The organism is Elusimicrobiota bacterium (assembly GCA_028718185.1).
Lineage (GTDB): Bacteria > Elusimicrobiota > UBA8919 > UBA8919 > UBA8919 > JAQUMH01.
Map to the genome: position 1 here is coordinate 79,359 of JAQUMH010000007.1, position 19,412 is coordinate 98,770.

The 19,412-nt window shown below is 30.6% G+C and carries 15 protein-coding genes and 1 pseudogene; all 16 read right to left on the reverse strand.

Annotated features, from left to right (window positions below; translation table 11 throughout):
* Window positions 1-3: 3 nt before the first annotated feature.
* The 16 genes and pseudogenes from PHE88_09340 to PHE88_09415 all read right to left on the reverse strand — a co-directional run bounded on the left by PHE88_09340 (window position 4) and on the right by PHE88_09415 (window position 19,331).
* Window positions 4-1,572 (reverse strand): UxaA family hydrolase, encoded by a 1,569-nt coding sequence (locus tag PHE88_09340; GenBank protein MDD5688019.1) that lies wholly within the window; start codon window positions 1,570-1,572, stop codon window positions 4-6.
* An 812-nt stretch (window positions 1,573-2,384) separates the two neighbouring features.
* A pseudogene (locus PHE88_09345) lies at window positions 2,385-3,305 on the reverse strand (GDP-L-fucose synthase).
* A 12-nt stretch (window positions 3,306-3,317) separates the two neighbouring features.
* A complete protein-coding gene (locus PHE88_09350; GenBank protein ID MDD5688020.1) occupies window positions 3,318-3,827 on the reverse strand; it encodes a type 1 glutamine amidotransferase in 510 nt (169 codons plus the stop codon).
* 21 nt (window positions 3,828-3,848) lie between these two features.
* On the reverse strand, window positions 3,849-4,751 hold the full coding sequence (locus PHE88_09355; protein ID MDD5688021.1) for a transketolase C-terminal domain-containing protein: 903 nt from the start codon (window positions 4,749-4,751) through the stop codon (window positions 3,849-3,851).
* Entirely contained in the window at window positions 4,712-5,617 is a 906-nt protein-coding gene (locus tag PHE88_09360; GenBank protein ID MDD5688022.1) for a thiamine pyrophosphate-dependent enzyme, read from the reverse strand. Before PHE88_09360 ends, PHE88_09355 begins: the two co-directional genes overlap by 40 nt.
* 15 nt (window positions 5,618-5,632) lie before the next feature.
* Window positions 5,633-6,643: a GDP-mannose 4,6-dehydratase gene (locus tag PHE88_09365; GenBank protein ID MDD5688023.1), complete on the reverse strand. Its 1,011-nt coding sequence runs from the start codon at window positions 6,641-6,643 to the stop codon at window positions 5,633-5,635.
* Window positions 6,630-7,568: an NAD-dependent epimerase/dehydratase gene (locus PHE88_09370; GenBank protein ID MDD5688024.1), complete on the reverse strand. Its 939-nt coding sequence runs from the start codon at window positions 7,566-7,568 to the stop codon at window positions 6,630-6,632. Before PHE88_09370 ends, PHE88_09365 begins: the two co-directional genes overlap by 14 nt.
* A 13-nt stretch (window positions 7,569-7,581) precedes the next feature.
* Window positions 7,582-8,742, reverse strand: a complete 1,161-nt coding sequence (locus PHE88_09375; protein ID MDD5688025.1) for a DegT/DnrJ/EryC1/StrS family aminotransferase — start codon at window positions 8,740-8,742, stop codon at window positions 7,582-7,584.
* Window positions 8,739-9,755 carry a kinase gene (locus PHE88_09380; GenBank protein MDD5688026.1) on the reverse strand — a complete coding sequence of 339 codons (1,017 nt, stop codon included), beginning with the start codon at window positions 9,753-9,755 and terminating at the stop codon, window positions 8,739-8,741. The genes PHE88_09375 and PHE88_09380 overlap by 4 nt, the downstream gene beginning before the upstream one ends.
* Before the next feature lie 2 nt (window positions 9,756-9,757).
* Complete coding sequence (gene murJ, locus PHE88_09385) at window positions 9,758-11,368, reverse strand: murein biosynthesis integral membrane protein MurJ (protein ID MDD5688027.1); 1,611 nt, start codon at window positions 11,366-11,368, stop codon at window positions 9,758-9,760.
* Complete coding sequence (locus tag PHE88_09390) at window positions 11,365-11,895, reverse strand: hypothetical protein (protein ID MDD5688028.1); 531 nt, start codon at window positions 11,893-11,895, stop codon at window positions 11,365-11,367. Before PHE88_09390 ends, murJ begins: the two co-directional genes overlap by 4 nt.
* Window positions 11,896-11,942: 47 nt before the next feature.
* The gene (locus PHE88_09395; GenBank protein ID MDD5688029.1) at window positions 11,943-13,091 is read right to left on the reverse strand and encodes a glycosyltransferase family 4 protein; all 1,149 of its coding nucleotides are present in this window, start codon (window positions 13,089-13,091) and stop codon (window positions 11,943-11,945) included.
* A 72-nt stretch (window positions 13,092-13,163) separates the two neighbouring features.
* Window positions 13,164-14,786, reverse strand: a complete 1,623-nt coding sequence (locus tag PHE88_09400; protein MDD5688030.1) for a YfhO family protein — start codon at window positions 14,784-14,786, stop codon at window positions 13,164-13,166.
* Between the two features lie 14 nt (window positions 14,787-14,800).
* Window positions 14,801-15,583, reverse strand: coding sequence for a glycosyltransferase family 2 protein (locus PHE88_09405; protein ID MDD5688031.1), 783 nt, complete (start codon window positions 15,581-15,583; stop codon window positions 14,801-14,803).
* 36 nt (window positions 15,584-15,619) lie between these two features.
* A complete protein-coding gene (locus PHE88_09410) occupies window positions 15,620-17,512 on the reverse strand; it encodes a hypothetical protein (protein ID MDD5688032.1) in 1,893 nt (630 codons plus the stop codon).
* A 7-nt stretch (window positions 17,513-17,519) separates the two neighbouring features.
* Window positions 17,520-19,331 (reverse strand): O-antigen ligase family protein, encoded by a 1,812-nt coding sequence (locus PHE88_09415; GenBank protein ID MDD5688033.1) that lies wholly within the window; start codon window positions 19,329-19,331, stop codon window positions 17,520-17,522.
* Window positions 19,332-19,412 lie beyond the last annotated feature (81 nt).

Sequence of the window (19,412 nt, forward strand, 5' to 3'; positions counted from 1 at the left end):
AATTTACAAAGATAACTTTCCAGCTGTCCATATCTGAAACGACCTTTTCTGCCAAAACTCAGAACGACTTTTTTGACCTGAAGAAACATTAATAACCAAATCAAGCAGTTCATAACTAAGTTTATCTAATGAAATATTTTCATCTAATAAACGACCAGCATTAAAATCCATATCTTCTTTTACTTTTCTATAAATTTCTGTTCTTGAAGGTATTTTAATAACCGGAACAATTAAATTCCCTTCCGTTGCACCCATACCAGTTGAAAAAAGTATCATATTTGCTCCTGAAGCTACCATTCCAGTCAATGATTCTAAATCATTACCCGGACCATTCATTAAAGATAAACCTTTATATCTTATATGTTCGGCATAATCTAAAAAATCTACAATTGGCGTGTTTCCACCCTTTAAAATAGCACCTAAACTTTTCAAAGTTGAATTTATTAATCCCCCTTTTTCATTGCCTGGAACAAAATTCCCAGCTATCGAAACATTGAGTTTTTTGGCTAATGTTTTGTAATACCTCACCCCTTCTACAAATTTTTTAATAATTTTATCAGAAACCATTCTTTTAATTAAACTCAATTCTGCGCCCATCATCTCGGGAGTTTCTGACATTATAGCCGAACCGCCTGCCATAATTATTTTATCAACAGTTGACCCAATTACCGGGTTAGCTGTAATACCGGAAAACGAGTCGGAAGCACCACATTTTGTTCCTATAATAAGATGTTTTATTGAAATCCTCTCGCGTTTTATAGAATTTGCTTTCTTTAGTCTATTTAAAACAATAATTCTACCCTTATTAAAAGCCTTGCCGGTGCCACCCAAATCTTGAATTGATATATAATCTACCGGTTTTCCATATTGTGTTAACTTGCCTAAATATTTATAAATAACTTTACAATTTGTTTTTTCGCAACCTAAATCAACAATTAACACTCCGCATACATTTGGATGAATTATCGTATTTTTTAATGTCAACAATAATCTATCTATAATTTCGCCGCTACTGCAACCACAACCTTCTGTATGAGCCGCCGCAACAATGCCGTCTATGTTTCTATATTTACTTTTCAACAAATTATCGTCATCTAAACTGTGGGCAATCTTAAAAGCTACATCACTAGAACATAAAGATGTAGGTAATACAAGATAAAAATTTCTGGTACCTACCATCCCATTACTTCTTCTATATCCTAAAAATGTTTTATTGATTATTTGATTACTATCTGTATCTTTTTTATATATACCCTTTTTATTTCTTAGAATTTTAGATATTCCTGTTTCATAATTAGTTACATAATTGCTAATATTATGACCATTAATTATTTGTCCTTTTTTTATTCCATTGGATATTCCAAATGGATAACCGTATTGTTTTACTAATTCTCCTTTTTTAATATCAACTAATGCAAACCGATGTCCTTTGGGTATGAAATTAAAAATTTTTATCTCTTTACCTAAATATCTTATTATAGTTTCTTTTTTTATATCTTTTTTGCTTACTGCAACATTATCGATATTTGACATAACAATTGCAGTTTTTTCAAGGATATTACTTTCTTTCATATATTCTATTTATCCTTTGTTATTGTTTTCAACAAAACGGTTTTTTCTACAATATGTATATCTTTCACATTGTGTAAAGTGTCACTTTTTTGAGTATTCCCGGTATCCAAAATAATACTATTATCTCTATCAAGCAACTTTCCTTTACAAGATGTATAAAGTGCATTCTCACTTATTTTATAATATTTACTAAAATCATCGTTATTCATGAAAACCTCAAATGAAACAATAAACTTATCAGTTGTGAAAACACTTTCTTTATGAGAATTTACTTCTTCAAAATCAAAATAATCGTAATTTTGTAAATCAGATGTTTGCATTTCTGTTATACCTTCATAACCCAGTGCTTCTCGTCCATATTTATCTTCGAATCGCACAAGATCAGTTTTATTTGGAGGAGTTTCTATTTCCAGTAAATATATTCCGTTATCAGATAAAACTTTCGTAAAATGGAATACTCCTTTTTCCATAATTAACGCATCACCGCCTCTTAAATAATTTCTATACATAAACGTATTACTCATTGCATTTCCAGACAGAACAATTAAAGACGTTTTTTTCTTAGGGTGACAATGCATGGATGTTGAATTTCCTTTTTTAATATGTAAAAGCCAAACACCTACCATATCGTTTTCGAAAACCAAAAATTCATATCCCCAAGGTTTTATGACTACTTTATTTTTGTAAGTACTCGGTTGAGTTTTAATAAAAATATTCCTATTGGATGATTTAACCTTGTTTAAAGCATTGATATCTTTTTCACATAATTTTATATCATGTATTTTTGAAACCCTTATTTCTTTTTTTTCCAACTCATTCAAAAAAGAATCATAGGTAATTTTAATCCCATCAACCAAATCAGTCGCAGACTTCCATCCCAAATTCCTTATTTTAGATATATCTAATAGTTTTTTATTCACTCCTTCAGGTTTTGTTTTGTCGAATATTATTTTACCCTTATAACCGACAACTTTCTTTATTGTCTCGGCTAATTCAAGAATGTTGCATGCTTTTCCTGTGCCTATATTAAAAAAATCTGCACCTGTATAATTTTCAATCAAAAAAATACATGCATCGACAAGATCATCTACAAACAAAAAATCCCTTTCCGCCAGTCCAGTACCCCAAATTAAAACTTCTTCTAATTTTGATATTTTTGCTTCATGGAATTTTTTCACTAAAGACGGCAAAACCTGAGCATTAAGTATATCATAATGCTGGTTAGGTCCATAGACATTAGGTGGAACTATAACAATAAAATCAGTTCCATACTGACGGTTATATGATTCACACATTTTAATTCCGGCAAGTTTGGCAATAGCGAAAGGTTCACATGTATCTTCAAGCAGTCCGGTTAATAGATTATCTTCTTTTATGGGTTGTTGATAATTTTTAGGATACGCATCTGCCGATGAAAAAAAAAGTAACTTTTTTACTTCATTTAGAAACGATTGGTGTATTACATTGCTTTGAATCATTATATTTTCATAAATAAAATCTGCACGATAGGTATTATTAGCATAAACACCACCCACTTTTGCTGCAGCCAAGAAAACATAATTTGGTTTTTCCTTTTCAAAAAATGATTCTACCTGAGATTGATTACATAGATCTAAATCCGAATGTTCTTTTGTTATAATATTTGTAAAACCGTCTTTTTTCAGCCTCCGTAGAATAGACGACCCGACAAGTCCGTTATGACCTGCAATATATACTTTATCATTTTTATTCATAAGTAACTCTTTTTAAAGATTGAATTTTTTAAGAGTCTCTCTCATCCAATCGCCGTTATATTTATAATGCGGTGATGATATTATATTTCCGTCAACTACTACAGGAGCATCCACATATATTGCACCGGCATTGATTATATCGTCTTTTATCCCTATATACCCGGATATTTTTTTCCCTTTAACTATGCCTGCCGAAATAAGAATCCAGGGACCGTGACAAATAGTAGAAACTATCTTTCCTTTTTCATACATTGATTTTACAAAATCTAAAACCTCTTTAATCTGCCTAACCCTATCAGGCGCTTCGTGACCACCTGGTAAGACCACTAAATCATAATCGGATTCTCTAAGGTCCTTTACATCAATAGTCGGTTTAACCGGTAACCCGTATTTTCCTTTTATGAGTTCCTTGTTTTTTACTGCAACATCAACATAAAATCCAGCTTCTTGAAGACGATAAAAAGGATAAATAAATTCTTCATCTTGAAAATTCGGTCCTGTAATTATTACTGCTTTTTTCATAAATTCCTCCAAATTGAAGTTTTATTTGTTATGAAACATTTCTACTACCGTTTCATAAATTCTTTTTGCATCAGGTGCCGGATTTATATCCGGTCCACAAAGATATTTAGTACGGTCATATAAACCAAGTGCCTTAACTCTACATCCGGTCAACTGGTTCAATTGGTATGCAATTGATTGCGATGCCCCTGCTATCTCGTGCCCGGAATCTATAACCAATCCAAGTTTTGTTTGATTCAATGGTTGTATTAAACGTTTAGTAATATAAAAGGGTTTTAACTGGAATATATGAACTATATTACAATTAATATCAACCTTTTTAAGCATTTCAGCCGCCTTTTTAACCTCAAATCTAGTGGATGAAATTGCATACAATGTTATATCCGCATTTTTATTAAATTCGTCTTTTAGCTCTTTAGTATTTGAAAAACTTACACGATGTTCGCTGCAAATTACAGGGTCATCATGACTCATAAAATCTTTCCAAACTTCTTTATACTCTTTGGGTGTCATGGGTGCCCATACACGAAATCCTGGAAAATGCATAAAAATGCTATGCAAAACACCTGAATGAACAGGTCCGAATCCTTCTGCTGCGATGGCTCTGACAAAAACAGGTGCACTTTTACCATGCAATTCTTTTGTTTTCGCCGCAAAAAAAATCAGAGGACTTCCGTTTAATATAAGAAAATCCTGAAATCTTATGACAAAAATCGGGCGTCTTCCTACCAGTGCGGCTCCAACTGCTATTCCTGCTCCCGCTACATCTGTCATTGGTAGTTCCACTATCCCCTTACAGTCAGGAACAGTATTGTTAACCCACCCTACTGCACTTATTGATTCTCCCAAGAGAAGCCCGTTGTTGTCGACTAAATGCTTTCTTATTATTTCTTTAATAGTTTCTGCAACAGTTTTTTGTCCCATAATTTTTCCATTGACATTTTAACCGTATTTTCAACATATTCTGCCTTTTTTAAAAGCCCTATTTTTTTTAATTCATTTTTGACAATATGGAACCTGTCCCATTCAGGAGGACCATCCGTTCCTATACTATTATGCCAATATGCTCTGCAAGTATAAATATTTATAAAAGCCGGAAGATTATTTTTTAATTCTTGTGTCTTTTTATATATTGTCCAAGGGTCATCTGTAACATCAATTCCAGGCATTCCAAACGCTTTTGCCACATTAGTCATACTCCAAGACCTACGCACACTGAGAGTTGTAAGAATTGATAAATTATTATCTTCACAAACAAATAATACTGGTAATTTGTGTGTTGCTGCAAATCCCATTGAAGCAAATACATAATCCTCTTCCGCTGCCCCATCCCCGAAAAAACACACAACCGGTTTACCGCTTCCCAATGCCGCTCCTACACCTAATGGAACATTTTCACCAATTAACCCATGATGTCCAAACATTGTAATATTATTTTCATGGCACTGAATACAATTTGAACCAGCCCTTCCACCGCTTGTTCCGGTAGATAATCCTAATAACTCATCACGCAATTTTACAGGATCACCCCCGAACGACAAATATGCAGCATGACATCTATGCTGTGAAAAAATGCTGAATTTCGGTATAACTAATGACATCGCCGCAGGTATTGTTTCTTCTCCCGAAGACAGATATATGAATTTTTCAATAAATCCCGTTTTTACCGATTCAATTGCATTTAATTCAAAATATCTAACTATGCATATCCGACGAAACATTTCAAGTGTAATGTCAGTTTTTATTTTTTTTGATATACCAGGGATTATACCGAAAGTAGATGATCTCATATAGTTCATGTCTGCTTAATACTCACGATTACATTTCTCTTTTTCAACTTCTTTCCTGCAATAATCAAGCAAATGTTTAACACTTTCCTTAAAATTATATTTTGGATGCCATCCAGTTTGTTTAGTAAATTTTGATACATCGGGTATCTGTAATGTTACGTCTGATGGACGAAACAATTTTGGGTCTGGTCTTGAAATTATTTTACATCTTGCCAGTTTTTCGAGTATTTCCAAAAACTCACCCACTTTTATTACCGTTGAACCGCCAATATTATATACTTCTCCAAATTTACATTTTGTCGTAGCAATCCAATATGATTCCATAGCATCCCTGACATCAATAATAGTTCTTATAGAATCAAGATTACCATGTAATAATTCCTTTTGTAATCCTGCTTCTATCTTTGCTATCTGCATAGCAAACGCCGTTCCAAAAAGATCAGCTCTTCTTGGATTAAGATATGCGAACATTCTTGTCCTTATAACTTTCATATTCCAATTTTTAAAATATGTATATCCTAATAAATCCTGGGTTACCTTTGAAACAGCATACGGACTTGATGGATTTAAAGGACAATCTTCTTTAATCGGAATATTTTTAGGATCTACCTGACCATATACTTCGGATGTACTGCACAATTGAACTACCGGATCTATTTTGGCTACTCTGATTGCTTCAAAAAGATTAGCTGTCCCTATGATATTATTATTCAAAACTGAAAGCGGTGTAATAAATGAAGTTCTAACATTAGCATATGAAGCAATATGAAAGATAGCATCCGGTTTAACAATTTGTAGAACCAAAAAAGTAGAACTAAAGTCCGTGAGGTCACACTCATGTAAAATAATTTTATTTATTGAATTATTTAAATTTTTATTTGAGGTTGTACTATGCCATCTTGAAATACCATGCAGCTCAACTTCCGGATGGTTTTCTACGATATAATCAGCAAGATAACTTCCGCCGGAACCTGATATTCCCGTAATAAGTGCTTTTTTGATTGTCCTTTTTTTAAGCGTTTCCATATTTCGAGTTTTTTATTATCTTATATCCCTTGATTAGTTCTTTTATGCCCATATCAAGAGTAAATTCAGGTTTGAAACCTGTTTTTTCTATTTTTTCATTTGATACAATATAATCTCTTTTATCAGTATCTTCACCAACAGGTGCTTCTAAATATACAAAATCCGGTAAATATTTTTTTATAACTGCACAAAGTTCAAATTTAGAAAGATTTGCATCAGATAACCCGATATTATACGGTTCATTTTTCATTTTCTCGAAATTCTCAATTGCATGTACGAATGCCCGCACAACATCCCTTATATATATAAAATTTCTCTTAAAATGCCCCTCAAACAAAACAATAAACCTATCATTAACAGCACGATAGACAAAATCATTTACCATTAAATCAAGACGCATTCTTGGCGACATTCCAAAAACGGTCGCAAGACGAAAACTTATTGAATTTCCCCTTTCTAAAACAATTTTTTCCGCTTCCATTTTTGTTATTCCATAGAACGATATAGGATTCAGGGATGTCTCTTCCGTACAAAATTTATCTTTTTGTCCTATTCCATATCCACTGTTTGTTGTAGGAATTATTATTTTTTGGTTTTTACTTGTGTTGTTTACTATTATTTTTATAGCATCTGTATTTATAGTCTTGGCACCAATTTTATCACTGTTGCATAACGAAGCACCTACAAGCGCTGCCAGTGGTATAACGATATCTATGTCTTTCAAAACCGACTTAATTAGTGATTCATCCCTGACATCACCGCGTATAACTGTAAAATTATCATCGAAACAAACATCTGCAAGCGAATTCTGACTGTACATAAAGTTATCAACAACTGTTACTTTATTGCCCAGTGCCAATAGTTTTGGAACTAAAACAGATCCGATGTAACCCGCTCCGCCAGTAACCAAAATTTTATATTTCATAGTATTTTTTCCATTAAATATTTTTAAGGGTTTTGTATAAATATTCTATTTTGTCTTTTATGTCAAAAGGATAATTACCCACAAAAAACCCGTTGTAATGTGCAATATCCGCATTTTCTGATTTTGTATAAGTGTAATCGAAATATTTTACTACATCATGTCTCAACATGCATCCGCCGGTTATAATTCTATGTTCTATATTTGCCTTTTTTAATTTTTCAAGCACTTTTTCCCGCGATATATCGCTTTTTGGATTTACTATCATTGTGAAACAAAACCATGAACTTTCACCGGTCTCGCTCTGTATAATAAATCTGTTGTCGTTTTTAAAAAGCTTCTGAAAATACCTTGCATTTGCTCTTCGGATTTTCAAGAACTTATCCAATTTTCTGAGTTGTACTTTTCCTATTGCTCCGTTGAGTTCGCCGGGACGAACGTTATATCCTGGTAAAATAAACCTGTATGCCTCAAAAAAATCATCATATTTTTTTTTATATAACCCGCTATTATGTTCCAATCCCCTTGTCCATCCGTGCGTTCTTAAAGATTTTGCGAGACAATATAATTCTTTATTGTCAGTTAAAATCAATCCCCCTTCCATAGTTGATATATGGTGAGAAAAAAACGTGCTAAAAGTATTTACAAGGCCAAATGTACCGGTATAACGACCATTGAATTTAGCACCCATTGACTCGCAATTATCTTCAAACAAAATAACGTTATTTTCATTACATATTTTCTTAATCTCATCGAACCGGCAAGGATTGCCTAATATACTTACAGCAACAACCATTTTAGTTTTTTTAGATATTGCTTTTTTAAGCTCATTAACATCCATATTCAATGTCTGCAAATCAACATCCACAAACTTTAGTTTTAGCCCGTATTGATAAAGCGGATAAAAAGTTGTACTCCATGAAATATTCGGAACTATTACCTCATCTCCTCTTTTTAAAGGATTTTCCTTTTTATAAAACAAAGATGCAGTTGCTATCAAGTTAGCAGATGAACCGGAATTAACCATAATTGCATATTTCATTTTAAAGTATTTTACGAATTGTTCCTCAAATTCACGAACATGTCTACCCATAGTAAACATATCACTATTAATAACTTTTATCATCGCATCTCTTTCTTCTTTACCAAATGTTGAGCAAAGCAACTCGTATTTCACTTGTTTTTCCTCAATATATGTTCGGAATATGGCTTATAAAATATTATTTCTGACCCGGAAAAATCAAATTCAAAAGGTATGTTTAACATTTTATTTAACGTTTTTCTTAATTTAGATTGGTTTTCAGGTTCAACATAAAATAGCATAAATCCCCCGCCACCTGCACCCAATAACTTTCCACCTAAAGCCCCATTTTTCAATGCTGTTTCATATATTTCATCTATAAAATTGTTACTTATTTTTGTTGATAGACCTCGTTTTAATTTCCATGTTTCATTAAGAAGTCTACCAAAATCCGAAAAATCTGTTTTATCAGATGTTACTACATTGTAAGCATCATCTACTAATTTTCCCATTTGATAAAGTTCTTTCTCATTTTTATGGACATTTTCTATTTGGTCCTTTGCAATATCAGAAGCATTTCTAGCTATACCCGTAAAAAAAATCATAAATTTACTTTCGAACAATGACAAACTTTCTTTTGACATAATAACAGGGCAAACCATTATTTCACCATTTTGTAAAAAATCAATTTTATTAAACCCTCCACAAGATGCAAAAACCTGGTCTTGTGAACCAACATTCTCTTTTATCAAATCCTGCTCTATATGAATAGCAATTTTAAACAAATCATTTTTCGATATTATTTTACTTTCCATAGCATACATTGCTTTTAACAAACCAACTGTAAAGGCAGAACTAGACCCCATACCAGATCTTGCTGGAATATCACTATCATGGTGAACTGATAAACCAGATGAGCAGTTCAAATATTTTAATATTTCTCTTACCGAAGGATGATTTATTTCATCAAGAGTATTAACATTCTCTATCATAGAATATACTATCCTGTGTTTATGTATAAAAAATGGCGGCAACTCTCTTACAGTCAAATAACAATATTTATCAATTGCAGTACCGAGGACTTTCCCACCATGCTTTAAATACCAAGAAGGATAATCAGTACCTCCACCAAAAAAAGATATTCTATGAGGCGTTCTCGTTATTATCATAATTATACCTTATTATAACCTATTTTTAATATATTTTGCAATTTAATTTTCACTAAATTACATATTTTATCTGCTTCTTCAATCTTTAACAATAAGGACATTACTATAAAAGCAACTACTCCTATTAATGCTGAAGCAACAATCTTCATAGTTTGAATAATAAAGGTTCTAGAGAATAGTGCAAATGTGATTGGTGATGTAATAATAAAACCATTTAATTTTTGAAATATTATAAATATTATTACTCCGGATAATATAGCGAGAAAAGTTATTTTACTTAGTGACTTAAGTATAGATACGCCATGAAGATAACTCAGTCTCTTTTTTAAATAAAAGAAGTAAAGAAAAGTGGTAACAAGACATCCTACTGATGAAGAAAGAGCAATTCCTGCAGCTGGTGGATTAATTACTTTTATAAAAATTAAATTTAAAATAATGTTTGCTATTGTGTTTACAATAATTACCTTAAAAAGAGTTAACATATCTTGATAGATAAAAAATAGTCTTTGCATCATAACCATTGCATAACCCGAAAAAAGTTGAATTGTATAACAGATTAATATTTTGGATGTTAAATCCGTTGCTTGGGAATTAAATGCACCCCTCTGATATAAAACTTGTATTGTGGGTTTAGCAAGAATAATCATAATTATAGCTAACGGAATAAATATAAATCCCATCATTTTTATACTTGTTGCAAAAGTATTTTTCATGTCTTCAATTTTATTTTCACTAATCTGGGTTGCAAGAAAAGGATAGACTGCCGTAGATATAGAACCCAACAGGATGATAGAAGGAACCTGAACTAATTTATCTGCATAATTAAGTGCCGCAATACTACCTGCAGGTAACCATGACGCCATTGTCCTGTTAATAAACGGATTTATTCCGGAAAGAATTGCCAAAAAAAGAAGAATAACAAGGAGTTTTAATATTTTTTTAATTTCCGGATGGTTCCATCTAAAATCAAAATAATACTTATATCCTTGTCGCTTAGCAAATGGAATTAGAAAAACAAATTGAACAACTAAGCCAACAAGTAATCCCCATGCAAACACATAAACTCCCCATTGTTTTGCAAAAAATAAAATAAATAATATGATACTTATTGTAATGAACATCTGTGAAAATGCGGGCCACAAAAAACGTCCATATGAATTAAGCACTCCGGTCAATACACTTATCAATCCTGTAAAAACAGTAGTTACAATGACTATCCGTAATATTTTTGTAGCTAAAACACTGGTCTCATAATCAAATCCAGGAAAACCATATTTAATGATCCCGGATGAAAACATAAATATAACTACAGTTGCAAATAAAACGAAAAGAAGAATATAATTTACTGCAATACTTGTAATTCTATTCGCTTCTTCAACATCCTGAAGCTTATATTTAATAAATAGCGGGATAAAAATAACATTAAAAGGTGAAAAGGTAAAATTAAACAGATAATTAGGCACTGTAAGGGCAGAACCAAAAGCATCCATTGCTTTAGTTACACCAAAATGGCTGGCTACGAGCATTTCCTTGCTCATACTCAATAAATTTCCCAAAATACTCATAACAGCGAGTATTAAGGATGCCTTAGCAATTTTTAAGTTAGTGCTCAAATAAATTTCTCCCTTTTGGGTAACACTGACTTCAAAACAGATAACATCGGGGCCAATTTTGATATTTCTTTTATCGAAATTTCTTCCGGAATATTTCTTGTAATTTTTTGAAAAATGTCCTGCATTTCCCTAATCTGATATAATCTTTGTTTTTGAGTTTCGCTTAATGTATTTTTTTTCTCAAAATCTCTGATAGCTGAATTAAAATTGTTTAAAATCTTTTCAAATCTAACCTTTATTCTTTTATAAATAACGTTTATAAAATCCGTATTGGCTTCATAAAAATCTTTGCGGGAACCACTTACCCATATTTTTTTGACTGCACCCCAGTTTTCCAATTCACGAATGTTTAAACTAACACTGCCTTTACTCATTTTTAATGCTAAGACTATAGTGTCAAGTGATAATGGCTTTTCATTTATATAAAGAAGTCCATATATTTGACCTACACTTCGGTTTAAACCAAAACTAACGCCGAACTCGCCAATAATTCTAATAAAATCCTGATTAAAAATATCACCATTCATATCGTTTAATATGTATTAAACATTCTAAATATATTATAAAGTATTTTTTAATTTTTGTCAAGTACTTTCTTATAGAGTTGGTAATATCGGCTGGTAACCTGGCTGATTGAAAATCTAGCTTCTACTGTCTGTCGTGCAGTAATTCCTATTTTTGAATATGAATCAATATGAATGCTCACCTTTGTAAGTAAAGAACTAAATTCTTTCGTATTATCAATATTAACGAGAATTCCATTGGTTCCATTCTGGATTATTTCCTCGTTTGCGGGTATTTTGCTTGCAATTACAATAAGTCCGGATGCCATAGCCTCAAGAAGGGAGTTGGAAATACCTTCTGCGAGTGAAGGCAAAACAAAAATATCGCTAAATCTATAATAATCCCGTATTTGAGATGTCGATTTTATAAAAAAAACATCTCTAATTTTTTCATTCTCTATAAATAACCTGAGCTTCTTTTCTTCTTCACCCTCTCCTACTAAAAAAAGTACTGATTCTTTTACCTGAACTTTGTGTTCTTTCCACGTTTTTAAAAGAAACAGAAGATTTTTTTGTGGAGTAAAACGCCCGGAAAAAATGAATATTTTTTTACCGGCTAATTTTTCTTTTTGTTTAATTAATTCCTTTTCTTTTTGTTTAACAGGATAAAAATATTCCGTATCTACACCATTTGGAATATGAACTATTTTATTAGACCAGAATCCCTCTTCTTCTAATTCCTTAGTTATATCTTTAGAAATAGCTATAAAATAATCAAAACCTTTTTTAATACAATACAATTTAAAACGGCGCCAAAATCCTTTTGAAGAAGTAGATATTTCTCCGTATCTTCCGCTTGCACCCATTTTTAATATTATTTTTTTTCTTAGTCCATATTTTGCAAAAACTGCTGTTAATGACAAAGAAGTAGCCATGTGTACATGTATTATATCGTATTTGTCGGAATTTAAAAAAAGAAATATCAAGGTAGAACAAAATAAACCAAAAGACGGGAAAAATGGAAGAGATAATCCGGGCAAATAATATATCTTTATTCCGTCCCTTATTTCTGTAAACGGTGATTTTTTTTCTTTCTGTGTTAATATAATAACCTCTACTTCCTTTTTAACAAGTTCTTTTGAAAGCAGCCAGCATTGCTTTTCTGCTCCGCCAATTACTGAAAACAAACTGGGAATTAACATACATACTTTTGGTTTCATAAATTTAGCATTCTGACAACCCGACATATCGTGTTTTAGTTAAATCATATTGCCTTTTAGCGGACTATCTAACTATATTTTCTGCTCTTCTGGCACAAAATATGGATTTAAAACTAAAATCATTATACTAAACATTGTTGTGCATAATCCTATTAAAAAATAGATATATTTGGGATTATAAGTATGTGGTATAAATACCTTATTTTTCGCAATCGAAATCTTATTTTCAAAAAGATTTTTAGTTATTTTCTTCCAATTAAAACCCATATTCCTATTTGTTATTACATATCTAATATCATGTCTTGCAAGATGTTCTGCATTTAAGTTTTTTTCCATTTTTTCTATAAATTCATCCATTCCCTTTGTGGTTAACGGATCGTAACCGCTTGCGTTATATATATGATACGGAATATTTATGTTTGTCGGCAAAGTATTTATAAAATCATAGTAATTTTTATTAGTTGAGTAAGCATCTGATAATACAAGATATTTTTTGCCGTTAGAAATATTTTGTAATTTTTCCATATTTTCTGTCTTTATATTCATATATTTAGAAGATATATCCGGATTCAATTTAAGAAAATTGAAATACAAATCAAGTAAAGTAAAAATTGTAATTAATACCAGATATTTGTTAATTTTAATAATGTTCATTTTACTTTTAATAGTATTAGTGAAATTTACCTGTGAAACCATAAGACACAATACAAATGTAAAAAGAAACATTATAGCAGCAGGGTAACGAATTCTGGAAAACGGCATAAAATACTTATAAAGCAACCAATATACTGGAGTGTTTCGTCCTAAAGCCAGAATTATTATAACCAAAAAGGGTAAAATTAATTTTTTATCACTATTCAAAAAATAAAGAAATATTAAAATCAGAGGAATAATTCCAACATAAAAAGATTTTAACCAGTAATTCCCGGTTATATCAATTTTTTTTTGCGGCAGGAGATTCCTGAATATTTCATAAGGTTTAACCGAAACACTGGAAGCTTCTTCATATGTGAGTCCTTTTGACCTGTTAGAATTACTAATATATTCTGTAAATGGAATTAACTGAATAGCTGATAAAAGAAGAACAAAAACAAGTGAATATATTAACATAAATATCCGTTTTTTGTTTAAAAAGAAAATCAGAAATATTACTGAATAAAATAAAACTTGCGGATGCCCTGCAAACAACTGAAAAGATAATACTAGTCCTAATAATACTTTTTTATTTTTTACTAAAAACATTAAGACTACCGGAAGCCATATTGCTGCTCCCAAAATGCTTATAAATTCAACACGTGCAGTAAAATATCCGCCAAATGCCCAGCATACTGAAGCAATTATTGCATAAGAATTTTTGGCTTTTAAAAACCTGACTAATAAATAAAAAAATATTAATGCAAGAAAAAAATGTAAAACAACAAATATTTTATATGCAGCCACAAATTTAAAAATATAAAACAATATTGTAAAAGGATAAAAAAGCGATGTCTCCGGATTTGCCAAAAAAGGTTGCCCGAAAAAAGTGTATGGATTCCAAACCGGCAATATACCATTTTGGATATTTTCCGCAGCGAACAATCTGTATGGCATAAAAAGATTTAAGATATCTCTGAAAAAATATATCTTATCTGTAAATATAATACCATTAAAAAACAATATTATTAAAATCATAAATAAAAATATGCGTTTTTTCATTTCATCATTTCCGGTTAAACAATTATAATTTTTAGCTTATTCCCTACCAATTTAAACTTCAATATAAGAACAAAATACCTGATAATTGTTTTAACAATTTTTATTTTACTTTTTCCTCTTTTTAAATCATACCGCAAAACAAGTCCAACCTCATCTACTGAAGCATTGATTTTTGACAACTTTATCAAAATCTCAACCATACAAGTAAAACCAGATTCAGCTATTAAATTATCCCCGTAAAAATCTTTTGCCCTTATAAGTATTTTACCGGAATATGCGCGGTATCCACTTGTATAGTCACTAATATTTGTTCCTTTACCATTATCTTTGTTGCCTGCACTTATCGGGAATAACAATTTCAATATCATTGATATCCCCTTACTCAATATTTTTCTTATTTTTTTTAAACCTACTTCTTTACCGCCGGCAGCATATCTTGACGCAATTACAACATCAAACCCATCTTGTATCTTTTTTGAAAGCTGTGGAATCAAATCAGCTGGATGAGTATTATCAGCATCCATAGTTATTAAAATATCATTTTTATCAATAACACTGGAAATATAATTTATACCCGTTTTCATTGCCGCACCTAATCCAAGATTATTTTCATGATTTAATATTTTTAAATTTATTTTTGATTGTATATTATTTAAGATATTTAAAGTATCATCGGTAGAACCATCGTTAACGACAACCAAAGAATACGATTGATTTGGAAGTCGTGATGAAATATTTTGTAGTACTACGCTAATTACATTTGCTTCATTAAACACCGGTAGGAGTAAATATATCACAAATTCCCCCTCTTTTCTTTTCAGGAATAAACATTTTCAACTGTTGTCGGTTTTTTTAAACAATATCATTATACATACCGAAATTAAGGAAATCAACATTCCTATTTTAAAAGATAAAGGACTATATAAAAATATTATTTTATAATTTTGTGAATTTTCTAATTTTATCGAACGGAAAATATAATTTTCCCTTTTTATATCTACTATTTTACCATTGTTAAATGCTTTCCAGCCGGGATAAAACGTATCTGAAAGAACAAGCAAACCGGAATTCGCAGTTTCGATCTCTATTTTCCCAGGCGCATACAAAATAATTTTTACGCTTTTTCTTATTTTAGCATTATTGTTATCCTGAACATAACTTCTTTCAATATATTTTTTGTTTCTATAAATAAAAAGGTGACTTTTATTTACCAAGTTCCACTTTTTTGAATCAAAGCTATAATCACTCAAAAGATATTTGACATTCATCATTGATAAAAGTTCATTTGCATTATCTGCACCTTTTTTTTTCTGGACTTCGTAAATTAAATCAGCTTGTTCTTTAATCTCAATTGGTTCTCCAATTCCACCTGCATCATATAGATGATAAGGAATTGACCCAAGACCTGATAACCGGTCTTTTAATATATACCAACCGATATCCCCATAATCAGGAACTTTTATCTTGTCTGACCATGCTGTTTTAGGCGTTAAAAAATACCGAAATAAATCCTTATCTTTCTGTAGAATATTTGCAATATACCCTTTTTCAAAATAATAATTATGTGCTATCGTAGGATGTATCTCATATGAATAATACAAAAGTTCAGCAATAATCAGAGCAAGAATTAGAAACGGTATTTTCTTTATATTATTAAATCCTTCGGCTATAAATATTATAAAAATAAAAAATGGTATAACCAAAATATGTGCAGGATATCTAATTAGATTAAACCCCGGTATGTACTTATAAATAAACAGATAGACAGGCGTTTTATTGCCGAGTGAGAAAAGTAATGAAAACATTACTACTATTAAATACATGGCAATTCTTTTTTTTTTCAATTTACTGGTAAATATTCCAAATAACATAACAAACGATGCGAAAAAGCCTACCCAATATGATTTTAACCAAAAATATTTTTCCCCGGTAAAAAGCCCGGTTGCTTCTTTTTTTAAGAATACCGGAGATATAAAAGATATTAAATCACTATAATTTGTTGACCATATTGCAGCATCAGATAACATTAAACCTTTTTGTCGTATAGAATGAAATACCAGTTCTATAAATGGCAATATTTGAATTGAAGATATAATCATAGAAAGAAATATTATTAACGCTAATTTTTTTATATTATTTTTTAACAATAATTCTATGAAAACTAAAATCATAATAAACAATAAAACCGGCGGGTATCCGGCAAAAAGAGCAAAAGAAATCGATAATCCAGCAATGGAAATATTTGATTCAGAGCAAAGCATAATTATCAACGGGAGCCATACGACTGTACCGAGTAAACTTAAGAACTCTGTCTTGGTTATTAAATATCCCCCAAATGCAAAAACCAGCCCAGCTGTTACCGACGACATACTATTGAGTTTTTTACTACGAATATACAAGAACATGAAAAATACAGCAATAAATGTATGGATTATAGTGAAATATTTCAATCCTTTAATAAATCCAAAAATGTAAAATAATACGGAAAAAGGATAAAATACTGCTGTTTGTAAATTAGCCATAAGCGGCATTCCGCAATAAGAATAAGGATTCCACAATGGCATTTCACCTTTAATTATTGCTTCACAAACTGCAGTTTTCCATGGATAAAATATATTTGTTAAATCTCTTATAAAAAATACTTTTTCATGAAAAATAATTCCGAAATATTGAAAAATTACTATAAATAATATTAAAATTATCCAGATTTTGTCTTTTTTTTGCATAATCTAGTTATTTTAACCCTTTAAGCTTATTCTCCAATTTTGTAATTTCTTTTTCATTACCAAGCTTTTTATATATTAAAATAAGATTTTTAAGGTGAATCGGCTCTTTATCATCATAATGTACGGCTAGATTGGCATATTTTAATGCCAAATCATAATTTTTCTGTAAATAATAAAATGAAGCTATATTTGAATATGTATCTGAATTTGAAGAATTTATTCCAATAGACATATTATAATTGGCAATAGCATCATTAAATCTCCCTATTTTCATATAAAGAAACCCCAATGAATTATAAACCTCAGCCATATCAATTGAAATCAATGTCTTATCATAACCTGACGGTGAGTTAATATCTTTAAAATATTTGTTTATTGATATAATATTTTTATACTCGCTTAACGCAGAATTATTATCATCTTTTTTCTCGCTGGTTTTTGCTAGAAAATATCTTGCGATAAGATAATTAGGTTCAATTTGTATTACTTTTTTTAAATAAAAATCTGCTTTGCTAAATTCATTTGCATCATAATATATTTTTGCAAGCGACATAATTGCAAATGGATTGTTAGGATTTAACTCTATCGCTCTTTTAAGGTTTTCAATTGCATCGATTCGGTCATTGTTTAAATAGAACATTTCCCCAACAAGCCGCCTGTATTCGAAATCGTTAGGAGAATATCTTATTATTTTCTTGTAAATATCAACTGCTTTTATAGATTCCTTATCAGTAAGTTTATCTAATTTATTTTTATATTTTTCTGCATCAAAGGGTTTGAAATAATAATTAAATAAATTAAAAATAAATAGCACTGCAAAAAACACCTTAATATACTTACCATAACCTGCTTTTAAATTAAAATTGTTTCCTGATTTATCATATAAAACATTTGCTGTTAAAAATATGAAAACTATTGCAGTTGCAGGAAGATGTAAATTAAAATCAACAAGCGAATGTCCTAACAAACATGCTAAAACCGCTGTTAAAGCAGCGGTCTTTACTGTTGCATTTTTGAATATAACTATAAGAATAAATATATATGCTGCAAAAACAAAGATTCCCCCTTCTACTGCTATTTGCAGGAATTCGTTGTGTGCAAATCTGGTAGATTTCCCGTATCTTGCTATTGACCTGATGCTATCAACTGGAAAATTATACTTGTTAAATAATATCTCAAAGTTACCGGGACCCGAACCTGAAAGAGGGTTCTCTTTTATCATATTTATTGCAGCCATCCATATTTCAGGTCGTTTTAGCGAATATTCATCACTTCCGTCAATCTTCATAGTATTTACTACTGTTTTTTTGGGTAACAATATAAAGATGCTAAGTACAATTACGGCAGATATTATTATTCCCCACTTTTTATATTTTAATAAAATAGTAATAAAAATCCCGCAAAATAGTGAAAAGAGTCCGCCTCTTGAGTTTGTAAGTATAGCTCCGTATAAAAAAAATAAAAAAAACGCTAAATAAACTATTTTTATCTTAAATGTTTTATCACTATAAATCAAAAAAGAAAAAATGAGCACTGCAGCACAGACGATATAACCGGCTACCAAATTAGGATTAGGGAAGGTTGCTTTTGGCGTCTTTCCGAGACAGGACTGGACTATCACAATAAATGAAAGCACAAATGAAACAAAAATAAGACTATAATATACATACTGTTGATATTCTTCATCATATACAGATACTGCTAAATAAAATAGAAGACAAAAAGAAATCAACATTATTACAACGGTTATTGTTGAATTTAGATAAAGCGTCGTAAATGTAGATATAAAAGTAAATATAAAAAACAGTAAAATAGGCATATCTATTGCAGTTTTTTTGATATTAAAATATTTTATATAGATAAAAAATATGATAAATATTACGTTCTCGAATATAAACAG

Coding starts and splice junctions, on each gene's coding strand:
- PHE88_09340 (MDD5688019.1), bottom strand. CDS start 1,572: ATGAAAGAAAGTAATATCCTTGAAAAAACTGCAATTGTTATGTCAAAT.
- PHE88_09350 (MDD5688020.1), bottom strand. CDS start 3,827: ATGAAAAAAGCAGTAATAATTACAGGACCGAATTTTCAAGATGAAGAA.
- PHE88_09355 (MDD5688021.1), bottom strand. CDS start 4,751: ATGGGACAAAAAACTGTTGCAGAAACTATTAAAGAAATAATAAGAAAG.
- PHE88_09360 (MDD5688022.1), bottom strand. CDS start 5,617: ATGAGATCATCTACTTTCGGTATAATCCCTGGTATATCAAAAAAAATA.
- PHE88_09365 (MDD5688023.1), bottom strand. CDS start 6,643: ATGGAAACGCTTAAAAAAAGGACAATCAAAAAAGCACTTATTACGGGA.
- PHE88_09370 (MDD5688024.1), bottom strand. CDS start 7,568: ATGAAATATAAAATTTTGGTTACTGGCGGAGCGGGTTACATCGGATCT.
- PHE88_09380 (MDD5688026.1), bottom strand. CDS start 9,755: ATGATAATAACGAGAACGCCTCATAGAATATCTTTTTTTGGTGGAGGT.
- PHE88_09390 (MDD5688028.1), bottom strand. CDS start 11,895: ATGAATGGTGATATTTTTAATCAGGATTTTATTAGAATTATTGGCGAG.
- PHE88_09395 (MDD5688029.1), bottom strand. CDS start 13,091: ATGAAACCAAAAGTATGTATGTTAATTCCCAGTTTGTTTTCAGTAATT.
- PHE88_09400 (MDD5688030.1), bottom strand. CDS start 14,786: ATGAAAAAACGCATATTTTTATTTATGATTTTAATAATATTGTTTTTT.
- PHE88_09410 (MDD5688032.1), bottom strand. CDS start 17,512: ATGCAAAAAAAAGACAAAATCTGGATAATTTTAATATTATTTATAGTA.
- PHE88_09415 (MDD5688033.1), bottom strand. CDS start 19,331: ATGCCTATTTTACTGTTTTTTATATTTACTTTTATATCTACATTTACG.